The organism is Pseudarthrobacter sp. AG30 (genome assembly GCF_003116525.1).
GTDB lineage: Bacteria > Actinomycetota > Actinomycetes > Actinomycetales > Micrococcaceae > Arthrobacter.
In genome coordinates, this window is record NZ_QEHL01000016.1 from 1 (window position 1) to 15,356 (window position 15,356).

The 15,356-nt window shown below is 67.3% G+C and carries 15 protein-coding genes; 9 read left to right on the forward strand and 6 right to left on the reverse strand.

What is annotated here, in order from left to right; genetic code table 11:
• The 5 genes from DC347_RS13460 to DC347_RS13480 all read left to right on the forward strand — a co-directional run.
• Positions 1-310, forward strand: a 310-nt coding sequence (locus DC347_RS13460) for a hypothetical protein (protein ID WP_206073938.1), incomplete at its 5' end; no start/stop codon positions are given.
• Between the two features lie 177 nt (positions 311-487).
• Positions 488-1,333 carry an IclR family transcriptional regulator gene (locus DC347_RS13465; RefSeq protein ID WP_109045823.1) on the forward strand — a complete coding sequence of 282 codons (846 nt, stop codon included), beginning with the start codon at positions 488-490 and terminating at the stop codon, positions 1,331-1,333.
• Between the two features lie 240 nt (positions 1,334-1,573).
• Positions 1,574-3,292 (forward strand): urocanate hydratase, encoded by a 1,719-nt coding sequence (gene hutU / locus DC347_RS13470; protein ID WP_018763064.1) that lies wholly within the window; start codon positions 1,574-1,576, stop codon positions 3,290-3,292.
• A gap of 9 nt (positions 3,293-3,301) precedes the next feature.
• Complete coding sequence (hutH, locus tag DC347_RS13475) at positions 3,302-4,894, forward strand: histidine ammonia-lyase (RefSeq protein WP_109045824.1); 1,593 nt, start codon at positions 3,302-3,304, stop codon at positions 4,892-4,894.
• A 163-nt stretch (positions 4,895-5,057) separates the two neighbouring features.
• The gene (locus tag DC347_RS13480; protein ID WP_018763066.1) at positions 5,058-5,303 is read left to right on the forward strand and encodes a hypothetical protein; all 246 of its coding nucleotides are present in this window, start codon (positions 5,058-5,060) and stop codon (positions 5,301-5,303) included.
• 112 nt (positions 5,304-5,415) lie between these two features.
• Here the strand turns inward: DC347_RS13480 and DC347_RS13485 are convergent, their stop codons facing one another.
• The gene (locus DC347_RS13485; protein ID WP_018763067.1) at positions 5,416-5,676 is read right to left on the reverse strand and encodes a hypothetical protein; all 261 of its coding nucleotides are present in this window, start codon (positions 5,674-5,676) and stop codon (positions 5,416-5,418) included.
• 208 nt (positions 5,677-5,884) lie between these two features.
• On the opposite strand from DC347_RS13485, the gene DC347_RS13490 reads away from it, so the two are divergent.
• Positions 5,885-6,766 (forward strand): fumarylacetoacetate hydrolase family protein, encoded by an 882-nt coding sequence (locus DC347_RS13490; protein WP_109045825.1) that lies wholly within the window; start codon positions 5,885-5,887, stop codon positions 6,764-6,766.
• Between the two features lie 2 nt (positions 6,767-6,768).
• On the opposite strand, the gene DC347_RS13495 is transcribed toward DC347_RS13490, so the two are convergent.
• Genes DC347_RS13495 through DC347_RS13510 form a run of 4 tightly spaced genes read right to left on the reverse strand, consistent with a single transcriptional unit; the run spans position 6,769 to position 10,253 of the window.
• Positions 6,769-7,164 carry a universal stress protein gene (locus tag DC347_RS13495; RefSeq protein WP_018763069.1) on the reverse strand — a complete coding sequence of 132 codons (396 nt, stop codon included), beginning with the start codon at positions 7,162-7,164 and terminating at the stop codon, positions 6,769-6,771.
• A 39-nt stretch (positions 7,165-7,203) separates the two neighbouring features.
• Positions 7,204-8,742, reverse strand: a complete 1,539-nt coding sequence (locus DC347_RS13500) for a tripartite tricarboxylate transporter permease (RefSeq protein WP_109045826.1) — start codon at positions 8,740-8,742, stop codon at positions 7,204-7,206.
• Positions 8,743-9,246, reverse strand: coding sequence for a tripartite tricarboxylate transporter TctB family protein (locus DC347_RS13505; RefSeq protein WP_018763071.1), 504 nt, complete (start codon positions 9,244-9,246; stop codon positions 8,743-8,745). It lies immediately after the preceding gene.
• Positions 9,243-10,253 (reverse strand): tripartite tricarboxylate transporter substrate binding protein, encoded by a 1,011-nt coding sequence (locus DC347_RS13510; protein ID WP_109045827.1) that lies wholly within the window; start codon positions 10,251-10,253, stop codon positions 9,243-9,245. The genes DC347_RS13505 and DC347_RS13510 overlap by 4 nt, the downstream gene beginning before the upstream one ends.
• Positions 10,254-10,494: 241 nt before the next feature.
• Here DC347_RS13510 and DC347_RS13515 point away from each other — a divergent pair, with 241 nt between their 5' ends.
• Together DC347_RS13515 and DC347_RS13520 are read left to right on the forward strand one after the other, a co-directional pair.
• Positions 10,495-12,075: a sensor histidine kinase gene (locus DC347_RS13515; protein ID WP_018763074.1), complete on the forward strand. Its 1,581-nt coding sequence runs from the start codon at positions 10,495-10,497 to the stop codon at positions 12,073-12,075.
• Positions 12,072-12,737, forward strand: coding sequence for a response regulator (locus DC347_RS13520; protein ID WP_018763075.1), 666 nt, complete (start codon positions 12,072-12,074; stop codon positions 12,735-12,737). Before DC347_RS13515 ends, DC347_RS13520 begins: the two co-directional genes overlap by 4 nt.
• Before the next feature lie 28 nt (positions 12,738-12,765).
• Here DC347_RS13520 and hutG read toward each other — a convergent pair whose 3' ends face one another.
• Positions 12,766-13,815, reverse strand: a complete 1,050-nt coding sequence (gene hutG, locus DC347_RS13525; protein WP_109045828.1) for a formimidoylglutamase — start codon at positions 13,813-13,815, stop codon at positions 12,766-12,768.
• Between the two features lie 175 nt (positions 13,816-13,990).
• Between hutG and DC347_RS13530 the strand changes: the two genes are divergently transcribed.
• Positions 13,991-15,295, forward strand: coding sequence for a sodium:proton antiporter (locus DC347_RS13530; RefSeq protein WP_018763077.1), 1,305 nt, complete (start codon positions 13,991-13,993; stop codon positions 15,293-15,295).
• Positions 15,296-15,356 lie beyond the last annotated feature (61 nt).

Sequence of the window (15,356 nt, forward strand, 5' to 3'; positions counted from 1 at the left end):
CCCCCAACCAACCCACTGGCCGGGGTTGAGTGAGGCATTGTGGGGTAACCCGTTGGAGATGGAGTCCGGACAGCAGGACCTGTACGTGCCTGCCCACTTTGGCCTGCCCGTCGGCCGCACCAGCCAGAGGGAGCAGCCGTTGATAGATGCGCCGCACCTGCTGGAGGGTGCGGATCGGTGGGACATGCCGGCCATTGACCTCCCCTTCGACCCTGGTCCTTCCGAGAATGAACTGCCAACCGACCCGTTCCCCGAGTGGCAGCTGTTCTTGGACTTCGAGGACGTGGAAGCGCCGGTTCCCTCTGGCTGAAGCGAGGAAAAGGGGGAGGGGCTGACACCCTGGCGTCTTGGATGGGGCCCGGCCTGCCGCTTCTATCTGGCATCCCAGACAAGAAACCACTCCAAAGTCGTCGTCGCCGGGCCTTCAAGGGCGCAAGCTTGAGTACGGGATACCGGACAGAGCTACCCAGAAGGGCCCCTCCACCCAATGAGCACTCCACCAAGCACCGACCCCCAGGTAAGCACCGACCCCCAGGCGCCCCGCGCTGCGGTCAAAGCATCCTCAAAAGTCCCTGCTGCGGAAAATACCCTCCGCATCCTCAAGTTGCTGGCCTCCCGGCGCGGGCCAATGGCGGCCTCCCAGATCGCCTCCAGCCTGAACCTTCCCAGGTCGAGTGTTTACCACTTGCTGGGCGTCATGGAGGCGAACGGCTTCGTCCTCCATTTGCATGAGGAGCAACGCTACGGGCTGGGCATCAGCGCCTTCGAACTCAGTTCCGCCTATTCACGGCAGGAACCTTTGTCGCGGCTGGGCCGCCCCCTCCTCGCGAGCCTCGTGGATGCCATCGGTGAGAGCGCCCACCTGGCAGTGCTGCACGGCCGCGATGTCCTGTACATCGTGGAGGAACGGGCCAAGAACCGTCCGTCGCTGGTGACCGACGTCGGCGTCCGCCTTCCCAGCCACCTCACCGCCAGCGGACGCGCCATCCTTGCCGCGCTGCCCAAATCGCAAGTACGCGCGCTCTACCCGAACGCCGCCGCCTTCACCGCCCGGCATGAAGTGGTGGGGGCCATCATGAAATACTCCGCGTTGTCCTCGCACTTGGACCAGGTCCGCCAGCGGGGGTACGCCACCGAACACGGAGAGGTTACGCCGGGTTTCGGCTCCATTGCCGCTGCCGTGACAGACCACTTGGGATGGCCAACTGCGGCCGTGGCAGTGACCTTCCTCGAGGACAAGCTGCCTGCGCAGGAGTGGCCGGTGCTGGCCGCCCGCGTCCGGAAGGTGGCTGACGAACTGTCGGTCCGGCTCCACGGCCGGCCCGGCAAGTAGTCCGCCCTGCTGCCGCCCGGCAGGCCGGCCAGGCAGCCGCCGCCCGGCAATCCCCAGGCGTTCCCGGGGCCCCGGAGCGCCCCTGTTTGTTCCGCTCCGCAAACCCTTGCAACTGGATGCCGCGCATGTCTGGAATACCGGACAGCACCCCATCGAAACCCCTGTGAAGCCCGTCCACCAAGGGCTTTAGTTGATACAGAACTTCTTTCCTCCAACAGACACCACCCGAAGGAGCCCATCATGGCACCCGCCGATTTCACCACCGGTGCCCGCCCGGTCAAAGCAGCCCGCGGCACCGAGCTCACCGCAAAGTCATGGCAGACCGAAGCGCCGCTGCGCATGCTCATGAACAACCTGGACCCCGAGGTCGCCGAGCGCCCGGACGACCTGGTGGTCTACGGCGGCACCGGCCGCGCCGTCCGCTCCTGGGCCGCGTTCGACGCCATCACCCGCACGCTGGAAACCATGGAAAAGGATGAGACCCTCCTGGTCCAGTCCGGCAAGCCGGTCGGCGTCTTCCGCACCCACGAATGGGCCCCGCGAGTGCTGCTGGCCAACTCCAACCTCGTCGGCGACTGGGCCAACTGGCCCGAGTTCCGCCGGCTCGAGGCCGAGGGCCTGATGATGTACGGCCAGATGACCGCCGGGTCCTGGATCTACATCGGCACCCAAGGCATCCTGCAGGGCACTTTCGAAACGTTCGCCGCGATTGCCCGCAAGCTCACCGGGGACGAAAACGGAACTCTCGCCGGCACGCTGACCCTCACCGGCGGCTGCGGCGGCATGGGTGGCGCCCAGCCGCTCGCCGTCACCCTGAACGACGGCGCCTGCCTGATTGTCGACGTCGACGAAACCCGCCTGCGCCGGCGGGCCGGCAAGCGCTACCTCGACGAGGTCGAAACCGACCTCGATACCGCCATCGCCAAGGTCCTCAAGGCCAAGGAGGAACGCCGCGGCTGGTCCGTGGGCCATGTTGGCAACGCCGCCGAGGTTTTCCCCGAGATCCTGCGCCGCCACAAGGCCGGCGAGCTCACCGTCGATATCGTCACCGACCAGACCTCCGCGCACGATCCCCTGAGCTACCTGCCCGAAGGAATCACGGTCGAGGAATGGCACCGCGAGGCAGCCGCGGACCCGGAAGGCTTCACCAAGAAGGCCCAGGCCTCCATGGCCCGCCACGTCCAGGCCATGGTCGAATTCCAGGACGCCGGCGCCGAGGTCTTTGACTACGGCAACTCCATCCGTGACGAGGCCCGCAAGGGCGGCTACGCGCGGGCCTTCGAGTTCCCCGGCTTCGTTCCGGCCTATATCCGGCCCCTGTTCTGCGAGGGCCTGGGCCCGTTCCGCTGGGTGGCCCTCTCGGGCGACCCTGAGGACATCCGCGTTACGGACGAGGCCATCAAGGAACTCTTCCCCGAGAACAAGCACCTGCACCGCTGGATCGACGCCGCCCAGGAGCGGGTGGAATTCGAGGGCCTCCCCGCCCGCATCTGCTGGCTCGGCTACGGCGAACGCGCCAAGGCCGGCCTGCTGTTCAACCAGCTGGTCAAGGAGGGCAAGGTCAAGGCGCCCATCGTGATCGGCCGCGACCACCTGGATTCCGGCTCCGTTGCCTCCCCGTACCGCGAGACCGAGGCCATGGCTGACGGCTCGGACGCGATCGCGGACTGGCCGCTGTTGAACGCTCTGCTCAACACTGCCTCCGGAGCCACTTGGGTGTCACTGCACCACGGCGGCGGAGTGGGCATCGGCCGCTCCATCCACGCCGGGCAGGTGTCCGTTGCCGACGGCACCGACCTCGCAGCCGAAAAGCTTGAGCGCCTCCTCACCAACGATCCCGGCATGGGCGTGATCCGCCACGCCGACGCCGGCTACGAACGAGCCCTTGACGTCGCCAAGGAACGCGGCGTCCGAATCCCCATGCAAGAGTCCGCCGACTCCGCAGCAGCAACGAACTAGGACTATCCGATGACCCTAACGACCCACTCACCGCTGACCGTCACCCTCGGCTCCAACGGCGTCACTGCCCAGGACGTGCTCGCCGTCGCCCGCCATGACGCCAAAGTGGCCATCGCTCCGGATGCCCTGGAGGCCGTGGCCCAGGTCCGCGCCCACATCGACAGCCTCGCGTCCAGCGACATCCCGGCTTACGGGATCTCCACAGGCTTCGGTGCCCTGGCCAACCGCCACATCCCCAATGACCTGCGCACCCAACTGCAGAAGTCCCTGATCCGCAGCCACGCCGCCGGCATGGGCCCGGCCGTGGAACGCGAAGTGGTCCGCGGCATCATGTTCCTGCGCGCCAAGACCCTCGCCTCCGGCCGAACCGGCGTCCGCCCCGTGGTGCTGCAAACCATGGTGGACGTGCTGAACGCCGGGATCACCCCGGTGGTCCGCGAGTTCGGCTCGCTCGGCTGCTCCGGCGACCTCGCTCCGCTGTCCCACTGCGCCCTGGTGCTGATGGGTGAAGGCGAAGCGGAAGGGCCCGACGGCGTCACATACGGCGGGCGGGGAGAGCGGACTGTCGCCGAGCTGCTTGCAGACCACGGCATCGAGCCGGTCACCCTGGCCGAGAAGGAAGGGCTGGCGCTGGTCAACGGCACCGAGGGCATGCTGGGCATGCTCCTGATGGCCATTGCCGACCTCCGCCAGCTGCTGGCGACGGCGGACATTACCGCCGCGCTCAGCGTTGAGGCGCTGCTGGGCACCGACCAGGTGTTCGTTCCCGAACTGCACGCCGCGCTGCGCCCGCATCCCGGCCAGGCTGCCAGTGCCGACAACATGCTGCGCGTGCTCTCGGACTCGCCGATTGTCGCGTCCCACAAGGAGGGTGACTCCCGTGTGCAGGATGCCTACTCGCTGCGCTGCGCCCCGCAGGTTGCCGGTGCCGTCCGTGACACCGTCGATCATGCGGAACTCGTGGCAACCCGCGAACTGGCCGCGGCTATCGACAACCCGGTGGTCCTGCCCGACGGCCGCGTGAGCTCAAACGGCAATTTCCACGGCGCCCCGGTGGCTTATGTCCTGGACTACCTTGCCATTGCCGTCGCGGACCTCAGCTCCATCGCCGAACGCCGGACCGACCGGATGCTTGATCCCGCCCGTTCGCACGGCCTTCCCGCGTTCCTGGCCTCCGATCCCGGCGTGGACTCGGGGCTGATGATTGCCCAGTACACCCAGGCAGGCCTGGTGTCGGACAACAAGCGGCTGGCTGTGCCGGCGTCGGTGGATTCCATTCCAAGCTCCGCCATGCAGGAGGACCACGTCTCCATGGGCTGGCACGCGGCGCGGAAGCTGCGCAAGGCAGTGGAGAACCTCCGGCGGGTCCTGGCCATCGAGCTGGTGACGTCTGCGCGGGCCTTGGATATCCGCACGCAGCTTTCCGGTGGGGAGCTCACGCCGGGCCCGGCGGGCACCGCCGTCGTGGCCGCCCTTCGCGCCGTGGTGGAGGGCCCGGGGACGGACCGTTTCCTGTCTCCGGAGCTGGAGGCGGCGGACCGGCTGGTTGCCTCCGGGGAAGTGCGACGGGCGGCCGAATCCGCCGTCGGCTTCCTGGCCTGAAAACCGAAGGATCTTCAGTACCTGCTGCACTCCGGTCCGAAGTGCGGAATATCCGGCGACACTGCCAGTGGCGGGGTCCGGAGTGTAGTAGAACTGATGGTGTAGTGAAAGTCACATCAACGACGCTGTGGCAGCAGAACAATACAAAGGGGTAGAAGTTCACATGAAAGCACGTGGGGCAGTCCTGTCCAGGCGCAACGCCCATTCCGCTGCGGTATCCAACTGGAAGGCCCTTAAGGCCGGGGACCGCGTCGAAATCATCAAGCATGCGCATGTGGTGGCGGCCGGAGAAGTGGAAGAGGTGTCGCAGAGCGGCAACGTCCTCTGGCTGGTGCCGGCCGGACCGTCAGACTTGTCGGAAAAGCAGCTCTTCCTGAAGTCCGACGGCGTCCAGGTCCGCCTCGCCTGAAGGCCGCACCCGCTAGACAAAAGAATCCCCGCAGCGCCTTACGGCACTGCGGGGATTCTTTCTTTGGCTCCAAGCGTTCGTCCGGTGGCCCGGGGGCCGCGCAGCCGGGAAATCAGGCCGCGACGGATTCGTAGGTCTCGCCAAAGGGGACGGATTCGTCCAGGGCCACCGTGTAGCGTCCCGGGTGCAGCCTGGTCACCAGGATGCCGCAGGCGGCGTCCTTCGCTGCCACCTCAATCAACTCGGCTACCGCCTCTTCCAGCCCGGAGTGGACCTCGCTGGCGCTGGAGAACTCGAGGCTGATGGACCGGAGTTCCGGGCCTTCGGCGGTTTTGGCAGCGGCGGGGACGCGCTCCAAAGTGCTTGTGATCATGTACTGAACTTTCTGTGTTTCGTGCCGGGTGGCTCCGCTATTCTAACGATCAGTATCCATATATGTCAGATGACTGCCCTCCTGAACCACTAGAGAGGCGGTCACAAAGCGTTCGTTCGCGGCGCCGGACGGAATCAACGACCATGGAAGCGGGCACCGCCAGGGCCCCATCCAGCAGTCCCGCCCCCACACCTTGAGGAGATTTGGTATGAAGATCATGCGCCTGGGCAACAGCGGCAGCGAACAGCCCGCAGTGCTCGTTCCCTCAGCGGACGGCACCGGCCGGTACTTCAGCCTGCTGCCCCTGACGGATGACGTCGACGGCGGGTTCCTCGCTGCCGGCGGCCTGGACAAGGTCCGGAAAGCCTTGGCGGCAGGTGACCTCCCGGTCCTTGAAGGCGCGGAAGCGCTGCGGGTCGGACCGCCAGTGGCCAGGTCCGGCTCAGTGGTGGGCATCGGGATGAACTATGCCGCCCACGCGGCCGAGTCGGGAGCCGAACCGCCCACGGTTCCGGTGGTCTTCCTCAAGCCAAGCAATACGGTCGCCGGCCCCTTCGACCCGGCCCCGATCCCTCCGCATTCCGCAAAGTACGACTGGGAGGTGGAGCTCGGCATCGTGATCGGCAGGGAGGCCTGCTACCTGGGCTCCCCGGAAGAAGCAGCCGCGTGTATCGCCGGCTACGTCACGGCCAACGACCTCTCCGAACGCGAATACCAGTTGCCGGGAGCCGCGGGCCAGTGGACCAAAGGCAAGTCGCTTCCCGGGTCAACGCCCCTTGGCCCGTGGCTGGTTCCGGCCGAGGATATCGACGGCGGCAACGTCCCGCTGCGCAGTTGGGTCAATGGTGAACCACGCCAGGACTCCTCTACCTCAGAGCTCATCTTTGACGCAGCCACCCTGGTCCATCATTGCAGCCAGTACATGCGGCTGGAACCAGGCGACGTGATCCTCACCGGGACTCCGCAGGGTGTTGCCCTCAGCGGCCGTTTCCCCTACCTCCAGCCGGGCGACGTGGTGGAGGTGGAAGTGGCAGGCCTGGGCCGCCAGCGCCAGGAGCTGTTCCGGGCCCCGGCGGCCGCAACGGCCTAGGGTTACCGGCCCGCTTTTACGGCCAGCACCGGGCAGTCCGCCTCCAGCAGGATGCGCTGCGACGTGCTGCCCATGATCAGCTTGCCCACCGGCGTTCGGCGGCGCAGGCCGATCACGATCAGGTCGGCGTTGTGCTCCTCCGCGGCGTCCAGCACCTCGGCTGCGGCATCATGGCCGCGGACGGGCCGTTTGATCAGGTACTCGATGCCCTGGCCGGCCAGCCGCTGCTCGATGTCCTGGATGTCGCCTTCTTGCGCAAACCGGCTGTCCACTGCCGCTTCACCCTTGGAGGAGTTGATCAGCACCAAGGTGCTGTTGGCCTTTCGGGCCTCGGTGATGGCCTGCGTCAGGGCAGCTTCGCCCTCCGGGGTCGGGACGTATCCCACAACGACGGTCATGTTGTTTCCTGTTCTGCTGGGCGTGGGTGGGGGAGCTGTTCAGTCACTGTAGTCCGCTGCGCCCGAATTGGCTGGAACCAGGGGCTTGTGCGCCGGACGGTTCCGGCGGAACAGCTTGTAGGCAAACGGCCAGAGCAGGATGATGCCGATAATCACGTAGATGCCGACCGCGATCGGCTCGCTGAGGAGACCCGCGGGGTCGCCCGCACTCAGCTGCAGGGTCTTGCGGAGCTGCCCTTCAATGCGAGGGCCCAGGATCACGCCAAGGATCAGCGGCAGGACGGGAAGCCCGAAGCGCCGCATCATGAAGCCGAGTGCGCCCAGGACCAGCAGGATCACCAGGTCGAACGCCTGCAGGTTCACCGAGTAGGCGCCCAGCGTGGCGAAGAACAGAATGCCGGCATACAGGTAGGGGCGGGGCAGCTGCAGGAGTTTCGCCCACATCGGTGCCAGCGGCAGGTTGATCAGCAGGAGCAGCAGGTTGCCAATGAAGAGGCTGGCGATCAGCGCCCACACAAGGGGCCCTTGGCTTTCGAAGAGCTGCGGGCCCGGCTGGATGCCATAGGACGTGAAGGCGGCGAGCATGACGGCAGCGGTGGCGTTGGTGGGCAGGCCCAGGGCCAGCATGGGGGTCAGGGTGCCGGCGGCCGCCGCGTTGTTGGCTGCTTCCGGGCCGGCAACGCCCTCGATAGCACCCTTGCCGAACTCTTCGGGGTGTTTACTGAGGCGCTTTTCGGTGACGTAGGAGAGGAAGGTCGGGATCTCGGCGCCGCCTGCCGGCAGTGCGCCGAACGGGAAGCCAAAGGCAGTCCCGCGCAGCCAGGGCTTCCATGAGCGCTTCCAGTCGGACTTGCCCATCCAGGGCTGGCCCACGGGAATGGCATGCAGGGGGGTGCGGCGCAGGTGCGCGGCCACCCAGAGGGCCTCTCCCACGGCGAAGATGGCCACGGCCACCACCACGATGTCCAGGCCGTCGGCCAGGAGCGGCTGGCCGAAGGTGAGTCGCCGCTGGCCGGTCACGGAGTCCATGCCCACCAGGCCAATGGCCAGGCCGAGGCCCAGGGAAGCAAAACCGCGCAGGCGGGACGAACCGAGTACGGCCGTGACCGCCAACAGCGCCAAGACCATGATGGCGAAGTAGCTGGGTGCACCAAGGCTCACGGCGAACTTCACCACGATCGGCGCGCAGACGGCCAGCAGCGCCGTGCCGATGGTGCCGGCGACGAACGAGCCGATGGCCGCCGTTGCAAGCGCCTGCGCCGCCCTGCCCGCCTTGGCCATCTTGTTGCCCTCGATGGCGGTGACCACGGAGGACGATTCGCCGGGGGTGTTGAGGAGGATCGAGGTGGTGGAACCGCCGTACATGCCGCCGTAGTAGATGCCGGCGAACATGATGAAGGCGCTGGTGGGTTCCAGGGCGTACGTGACGGGAAGCAGCAGGGCAACGGTCATGGCCGGGCCCAGGCCGGGGAGGACACCGACGGCGGTGCCCAGGACGACGCCGATGACGGCGTACAGGAAATTCATGGGGGTCAGGGCGGTGGCGAAGCCGTCCATCAGGGAGGACCAGACGTCCATTTAGAGGATTCCTTCCAGGAGGCCGGCCGGCAGCGCGATGCCCAAGCCGAGGTAGAAGCCGTAGAAGGTCAACAGGGACAGGGCCACGGAGATCAGGCCGTCCCGGACGTAGCGGCGGCTGCCGAGGGCCAGCACGCTGCCCCAGAACAGGACCGTTCCGGAGATCACCCAGCCGGCCCAGTCGATCAGCAGGATGTTCAGGATGAAGGCGCCGGCCAGCGGCAGGACGGTCTTCCAGTCGGCGGGGTGCGTGAGGTCGACATCCTCGCCGCCCTCAGCCTCGCCCTTGCCGCCGCGCAGGACGTTGACGGCCAGCAGCACGGCGCAGACCACCAGCATTCCGGCCACGATGAACGGAACGGTCTTGGGGCCTACCGGGTCGGACTTCGAATATGGGGTGACCAGGCCGTTGGCATCCAGGAAGACCAGGACGCCGGCCGCCCCGAGCAGGAGTGCAACTCCCAGCTCGGAGCGGCCTTTGAGGCCTGTGGTCAGGGAGGTCACGCCAACCCAAGCTTGGTGAGGACGTCCGCCACCCGCTTGTCCTGTTCGGTGAGGAAGGTCTTGAACTGGTCACCGGTGATGAAGGCATCGGTCCAGCTGTGGGTCTTCAGCGCTTCCTTCCAACCGGCCGTGCCGTGCATCTTTTCGAGGGCTGCGATCAGCGATGCCTTGTCCTTGTCGCTGATGCCCGGAGGGGCCACCACGCCGCGCCAGTTGGTGAACACCAGGTCGATGTTGGATTCCTTGAGCGTGGGTGAGTCCACGCCGTCCAGGCGCTTCTCGCCGCTGGTGGCCAGGACCCGGACCTCGCCGGATTCGATCTGCTTGAGGTACTCGCCGGCACCGGAGGCGGCGAAGCCGAGCTTGTTGCCGAGGATTGCGGGCAGGAGGTCGCCGCCGCCGTCGTAGGAAACGTAGTTGACCTTGGTGGCGTCGATGCCCACGGCCCCTGCCAGCTGCATGGGCAGCAGGTGGTCGGGGCCGCCGGGCGAGGAGCCGCCGCCCACGGCGATGGAGCCGGGATCGGCTTTCCAGGCCTTCACCAGGTCATCGATGGTCTTGTACGGGGAGTCCTTGCTGACCATGATGGCGCCGGGCTCTTCGATCAGCCGGGCCAGCGGGGTGGTGTCGGTCAGCTTGGACTCTGACTTGTTGGTGTAGCTGGCGCCCACCACACCGAGGCCCATGAGCATGGCAAGATCGCCGTTGCCCTTCTCGTTGACCACGCGGGCCAGGCCCACCGTGCCGCCGGCCCCGGCGAGGTTGAAGACTTCGGTGTTGGTGGAGATCTTCTCGTCGTCGAGGACCTTCGCGGCGGCGCGGGCGGTGGTGTCGTAACCGCCGCCGGGGGTGTTGGGGACCATGATCTGCAGGCCGGTGATGGGTCCGGCGGCGGCGCCGGAGCTTTCCGAACCGGTGGAGCTCTTGCTGGTGGCACCGCAACCGGTGGCCATCAGGGCGATGCCGGCGGCAACGGCGGCAATTCGCAATGCGCGGATCTGGCGCATGTGTTCCTCTTCTCTCGAACAAATCTTGATCGGCGCCGGCTGCCTTGCAGTTCCGGTGCCTTGTGGTTCCGATGCTAGGGGCGGCCGTGACGCGGATCACTCTTGTGTACGCAGAGAAAGTTGTGTTCATTGCGTTCACGTTTCCAAACCCCCACGACGGCCCGGCCGCGGGCTTTGGGATATAGTTCCCGGGTATCGCCCCCGGAACACCAGGAAGACCATTGTGACTCGACGACGAGGAATGTCCCTTGCGGGGCAGTACCTTCTGCTGCAGTTGCTCATTGTCTTGGCGGTGCTGGTGGGCGTGGTGGCCATTTCCCTGGCCCAGTCCGCGGCGGCCTTCGAACGGACCGAGGGCAGGCGTGCCCTGTCGGCAGCGGAAGCGCTCGGCGGCAACCCGGTGGTGCGTGAGCTGCTTCCGGACACAGAGCCGCGTGGCGGTGCCGTGCTTCCCGCGGTGGCGGAGTCCGTGCGCATTGTCTCGGGCTCATCCCGGGTGGCGCTGGCGAAACTGGACCGTACCGTGGTGGCATCCTCGGATCCCAGCCTGCTGGGCCGGCCGCTGGAGCTCGGCGCGAGCCGGGTGATGGAAGGCCGGGCGTGGACCGGAGTGGTGGGCGGCACGCCCGCACCGCTCCTGTCCGCCCATGTGCCGGTCCTGGACGATTCCGGCCGCATGATCGGGATCGCCTCCATCAGCCGCAACTATCCCACGGTCCTGGAACGGCTGGGCGACGCCGTCCCCAATCTCCTTACCTACCTTGGGGTTGCCAGTGTCCTGGGCATCGCCGGGTCCCTCCTGCTGTCGCGCAGGGTCAAGCGGCAGACCCTCGGCATGGAACCCAGCGAAATCACCAGCCTGGTGGAGAACCGGGAAGCCATGCTGCACGGCCTCAAGGAGGGCGTGGTGGCCCTCGACCTGCACGAACGGATCACGGTGGCCAACCACAGTGCACGGGCGCTGCTGGGCCTCCCTCCGGATTGCGTGGGCAAGCGGGTGTCCGGCCTGGCTGTCGAGCCGGCCCTCAAGCAAGTCCTCACCCAGGACCAGCCCGGACCGGACCAGCTGGTGCTCGTCGGGGACCGCCTGGTGGTGATGAACCGGGTGCCCATCCGGTCCCGCGGCAAGGTGATCGGATCGGTGGCCACGCTCCGCGACCGGACGGAACTATCTGAACTTGAGCAGGAGCTGGGCGCCACCCGCACCGCCACGGACACCCTTCGGGCCCAGGCCCATGAGTTCGCCAACCAGCTCCATGTCATTTCCGGCCTGATCCAGATCGGCGAGTACGAGTCCGTGGTCCAGTTCGTCAACGGCGCCACGGTGGACCGGACCCGGCTCAACGACGAGGTGACCGGCCGGATTGCCGATCCCGCGCTCGCCGCCCTGCTGATCGCCAAATCCAGCCTGGCCGCCGAGCGTGGCGTGGCACTGCAGCTGGACCCGGGTTCAGGGCTGGACAAGGTGGATGACGCGCTGTCCCGGGACCTCACCACGGTGGTGGGGAACCTCGTCGACAACGCGTTCGACGCCGTCACCGGGCTTCCACAGGCAGCCGTCACGGTGCTGGTGGAGGGCAGAGCCGGGGAGGACGTGGTGGTCACAGTCCGGGATAACGGGCCCGGCGTCCCGGGCGGCTCGGCCGACCACATTTTCCGCCAGGGCTTTACCACCAAAGAACCAGGGCCGGCGGGCAGCCGCGGCTTTGGCCTGGCGATGTCCCGGGTTGTCTGCCGCCGCGGCGGCGGGGACCTGACGGTGGCCAATGACCACGGGGCGGTCTTTAGGGCCGTGCTGAAACGAGGGAGTACCCAGGCATGATCAAAGTCCTGATCGTCGACGACGACTTCATGGTGGCCAAAGTGCATGCCGGATTCATCCAGCGCACGCCCGGCTTTACCGTGGTGGGGGCGGCCCACACCGGGGCACAGGCAGTTGCCGAGACCCAACGGCTCCGGCCCGACCTGGTGTTGCTGGACATCCACCTGCCCGACGTCAACGGCCTGGACCTCATGCACCGGCTGCGCAGCGTGGCCCCAGAACTGGACGTCCTCGTGATCAGTGCCGCCCGCGAGGTCGAAACGGTACGGAAGGCGCTCCGGGGCGGCATCGTGCATTACCTGATCAAGCCGTTTTCCCAGTCGGACCTGCAGGAGCGGCTGGAACATTACCGCAGCGCGTACCAGGGCCTGGATGCCGCCAAGGACGTGGCCGAGCAATCGGACGTCAACCGGGTATTCGGCCTGGACCGCGGCGAACGGCCGCTGCCCAAGGGGTGCAGCATCGAGACCCTGAAACTGGTGGAGGCCGCCCTCAACGCTGCCGCCGGCGACGTGTCCGCCGCGGAGGTTGCCCAGGAGCTCGGAACGTCCCGCGTCAGCGCCCGCCGCTACCTGGAATACCTGCATGACGCAGGCGCCCTGGACGTACGGCTCAAGTACGGCGTGGGGCGGCCGGAACGGCGTTATGTCTTGAAGGCGTGACCCGGCCTGACCCGGCCGCCAAGGACTGTCAGCGCAGCAGCGTGTCAACCAATCGGGCGGCCGTTCGCGCGGTCCGTCCGTCAATGTCGAATGCGGGGTTCAGTTCCGCCACGTCCAGGTGCAGCAGCTTCCCGCTCGCGGCCACCTGCCGGCACACGGCCGTGATCACGGGAAGTGGCACGCCGTAGGCTGCGGGGGCGCTGACGCCCGGGGCCACCGAGGCGGGAAGTACGTCCAGGTCGATCGTCAGGTACAGGATGTCGGTTTCCGCCAGGAAGTCCGCCACGAACGCCTGGACGCGTTCTGCCCCGCAGTCTTCGTCCAGCAGGTAGCGGACGCCGAGTTTTCCCGCGGTGTCGAACAGGGCCCGGGTGTTGTTTGGCTCCGAAATGCCGACGACGGCGTAACGGAAGTCGCGTCCGGCGTCCGTTTCCGCACGGGCCATTTGCAGGAACGGCGTACCCGAACTTGGAACCGCTTCGTCGCGGAGGTCGAAGTGGGCGTCGAGGTTCAGCACGCCCAGCCGCTGCCCGCTCCGGACCGCGGCCGACGCACTGACGCCAAGGTAGCTGGCGTAGGCGGTTTCGTGGCCGCCGCCCAGGACGACAGTCTGGTGGCCGGCGTCGAGCAGGGCTGCCAGGGCATGGCCCAGCCGTTCCTGGCCGGCCTCAAGCCGGTCTCCGGACACCACCACGTCACCGCAATCGGAAACGGTGCGGTCCAGATGGAAGGCAAGGGGTCCGAGCGCCGTCCGCAGCGCTGCGGGGGCGGCGGCAGCCCCGGTCCGGCCCTTGTTTCGGCGTACTCCCTCGTCGCTGGCGAAACCCAGCAAGGCCACCGGCTTCCGGCCCTTGTTTCGGCGTACTCCCTCGTCGCTGGCGAAACCCAGCAAGGCCACCGGCTTCCGGCCCGAGGCCACTGGGTGCCCGGCACCCTGGCCGCCCTCCGCGTCCGACGGACCGGGCTCAAGCGCCCGGTTCACTGCCTGCCACCAGCGGCGGTGGGCCGGGCCGTCGCCGTCGTACCTCCCTGTCCAGGGCTGCGGCGGGACGTCGACGGCTGGGGACTGGAAAGGCATGCATCAAGCTCACCGTACGCCGGGCAGAAAAACCAGCAACGCCGCCGTCGTCCTGTCCGGGATCCAAGAACCAACCCCGCGGGGCGGGGCAGGGGTAGGGTGGGATCGGTCGGCCAGATCCAAGCGTGACGTGCCTGTGCCGGAACCACGCATCTTTCCAAGCCGGAGGCCGCTCATGTTCGACGCCGCTAACATCATCTTTGCGGCCGCCGGCGCGGCCGTCTTCGTCGCCGCCGTCTTGCCAAAACTGCTGCGCAACATGCCCTTGTCCATGCCCATGGTCTTCCTCGGTGCCGGCATGGGGGCCTTTGCGCTGATTCCCTCGCTCCCGGATCCCAACCCGGTGGAGCACAGTGGTTTCGTGATGCACCTGGCGGAAATCTGCGTCATCATTTCGCTGATGGGCGCCGGGCTTGCCTTGGACCGGCCGGTAGGGCGCAAGCGGTGGTCCACCACCTGGCGGCTGCTGGGCATCGCCATGCCGCTGTGCATCGCCGCCCTGACGCTGCTGGGCATGTGGTTCCTGGGCCTGGGCCTTGGCGCGGCACTGCTGGTGGCCGCCAGCCTGGCCCCCACGGATCCGGTCCTTGCCTCGGAAGTGCAGGTGGGCGAACCGGCGGACGAGGAAGAAGGTGTCGAAAAGGAAGATGAGGTGCGTTTTGGCCTTACCTCGGAGGCCGGCCTCAACGACGGGCTGGCCTTCCCGTTCGTCTACCTGGCCATCGCCATCAGCGTGGCAGGCGCCTCGCCGTCGGCCTGGTTTCCCGAATGGTTCGGGGTGGACGTGCTGTGGCGGCTGGCGTTGGGCCTGCTGGTGGGTTTCCTCACCGGAAAACTCCTGGCGAAGCTGTTCTTTTCAGCGCGCCGCGACAGCCTGCGGCTTTCCAACCACTCGGAGGGCTTCGTGGCGCTGGCAGCCACCTTCCTGGCGTACGGGCTGACGCAGTTGGCGGAGGGCTACGGGTTCATCGCGGTCTTCGTGTGTGCCGTGACCATCCGCGCGGCCGAGCGCAGCCATGGCTACCACCGGGTGCTGCACTCATACGTGGAGCAGCTCGAACGGCTCCTGACCGTGGTGATCCTGGTCCTGCTCGGCGGCGCCATAGCCCGTGGACTCCTCGCCGGCATCGGGCCGGCGGAGGTGCTGGTCGCGTTGGCGTTCCTGCTGGTGGTCAGGCCCGTGGCGGGTTGGCTGGGGCTGTTGGGCGGCAAGACCGGGCCGCGCGAACGGGTGGCGCTGTCCTTCTTCGGCATCCGCGGTATCGGGTCGCTGTACTACTTGGCCTTTGCCCTGGGGGAGGACCATTTCGCGGACCAGGCGCACTGGCTCTGGTCGTTTGTGGGGCTGGTGGTGGCGTTGTCCATTGTGATCCACGGGGCCACCACCTCGCCGCTGATGAACCGGCTGGACCGGCTGCGCGAGAAACGGGCGCTGGCCGTCTCCGGGGACGAAGGACTCGCGCCCAACACGCCGGTATAGCCGGCCGTAAAGACAAAGGGCTGGTACGGCAGGCGCCGCACCAGCCCTTCCCGTCCAGCGG

What these genes read in the sequence shown, in the direction of transcription:
- DC347_RS13465 (WP_109045823.1), top strand. Translation starts at nt 488, where the DNA reads ATGAGCACTCCACCAAGCACCGACCCCCAGGTAAGCACCGACCCCCAG.
- hutU (WP_018763064.1), top strand. Translation starts at nt 1,574, where the DNA reads ATGGCACCCGCCGATTTCACCACCGGTGCCCGCCCGGTCAAAGCAGCC.
- hutH (WP_109045824.1), top strand. Translation starts at nt 3,302, where the DNA reads ATGACCCTAACGACCCACTCACCGCTGACCGTCACCCTCGGCTCCAAC.
- DC347_RS13480 (WP_018763066.1), top strand. Translation starts at nt 5,058, where the DNA reads ATGAAAGCACGTGGGGCAGTCCTGTCCAGGCGCAACGCCCATTCCGCT.
- DC347_RS13485 (WP_018763067.1), bottom strand. Translation starts at nt 5,676, where the DNA reads ATGATCACAAGCACTTTGGAGCGCGTCCCCGCCGCTGCCAAAACCGCC.
- DC347_RS13490 (WP_109045825.1), top strand. Translation starts at nt 5,885, where the DNA reads ATGAAGATCATGCGCCTGGGCAACAGCGGCAGCGAACAGCCCGCAGTG.
- DC347_RS13495 (WP_018763069.1), bottom strand. Translation starts at nt 7,164, where the DNA reads ATGACCGTCGTTGTGGGATACGTCCCGACCCCGGAGGGCGAAGCTGCC.
- DC347_RS13500 (WP_109045826.1), bottom strand. Translation starts at nt 8,742, where the DNA reads ATGGACGTCTGGTCCTCCCTGATGGACGGCTTCGCCACCGCCCTGACC.
- DC347_RS13510 (WP_109045827.1), bottom strand. Translation starts at nt 10,253, where the DNA reads ATGCGCCAGATCCGCGCATTGCGAATTGCCGCCGTTGCCGCCGGCATC.
- DC347_RS13515 (WP_018763074.1), top strand. Translation starts at nt 10,495, where the DNA reads ATGTCCCTTGCGGGGCAGTACCTTCTGCTGCAGTTGCTCATTGTCTTG.
- DC347_RS13520 (WP_018763075.1), top strand. Translation starts at nt 12,072, where the DNA reads ATGATCAAAGTCCTGATCGTCGACGACGACTTCATGGTGGCCAAAGTG.
- hutG (WP_109045828.1), bottom strand. Translation starts at nt 13,815, where the DNA reads ATGCCTTTCCAGTCCCCAGCCGTCGACGTCCCGCCGCAGCCCTGGACA.
- DC347_RS13530 (WP_018763077.1), top strand. Translation starts at nt 13,991, where the DNA reads ATGTTCGACGCCGCTAACATCATCTTTGCGGCCGCCGGCGCGGCCGTC.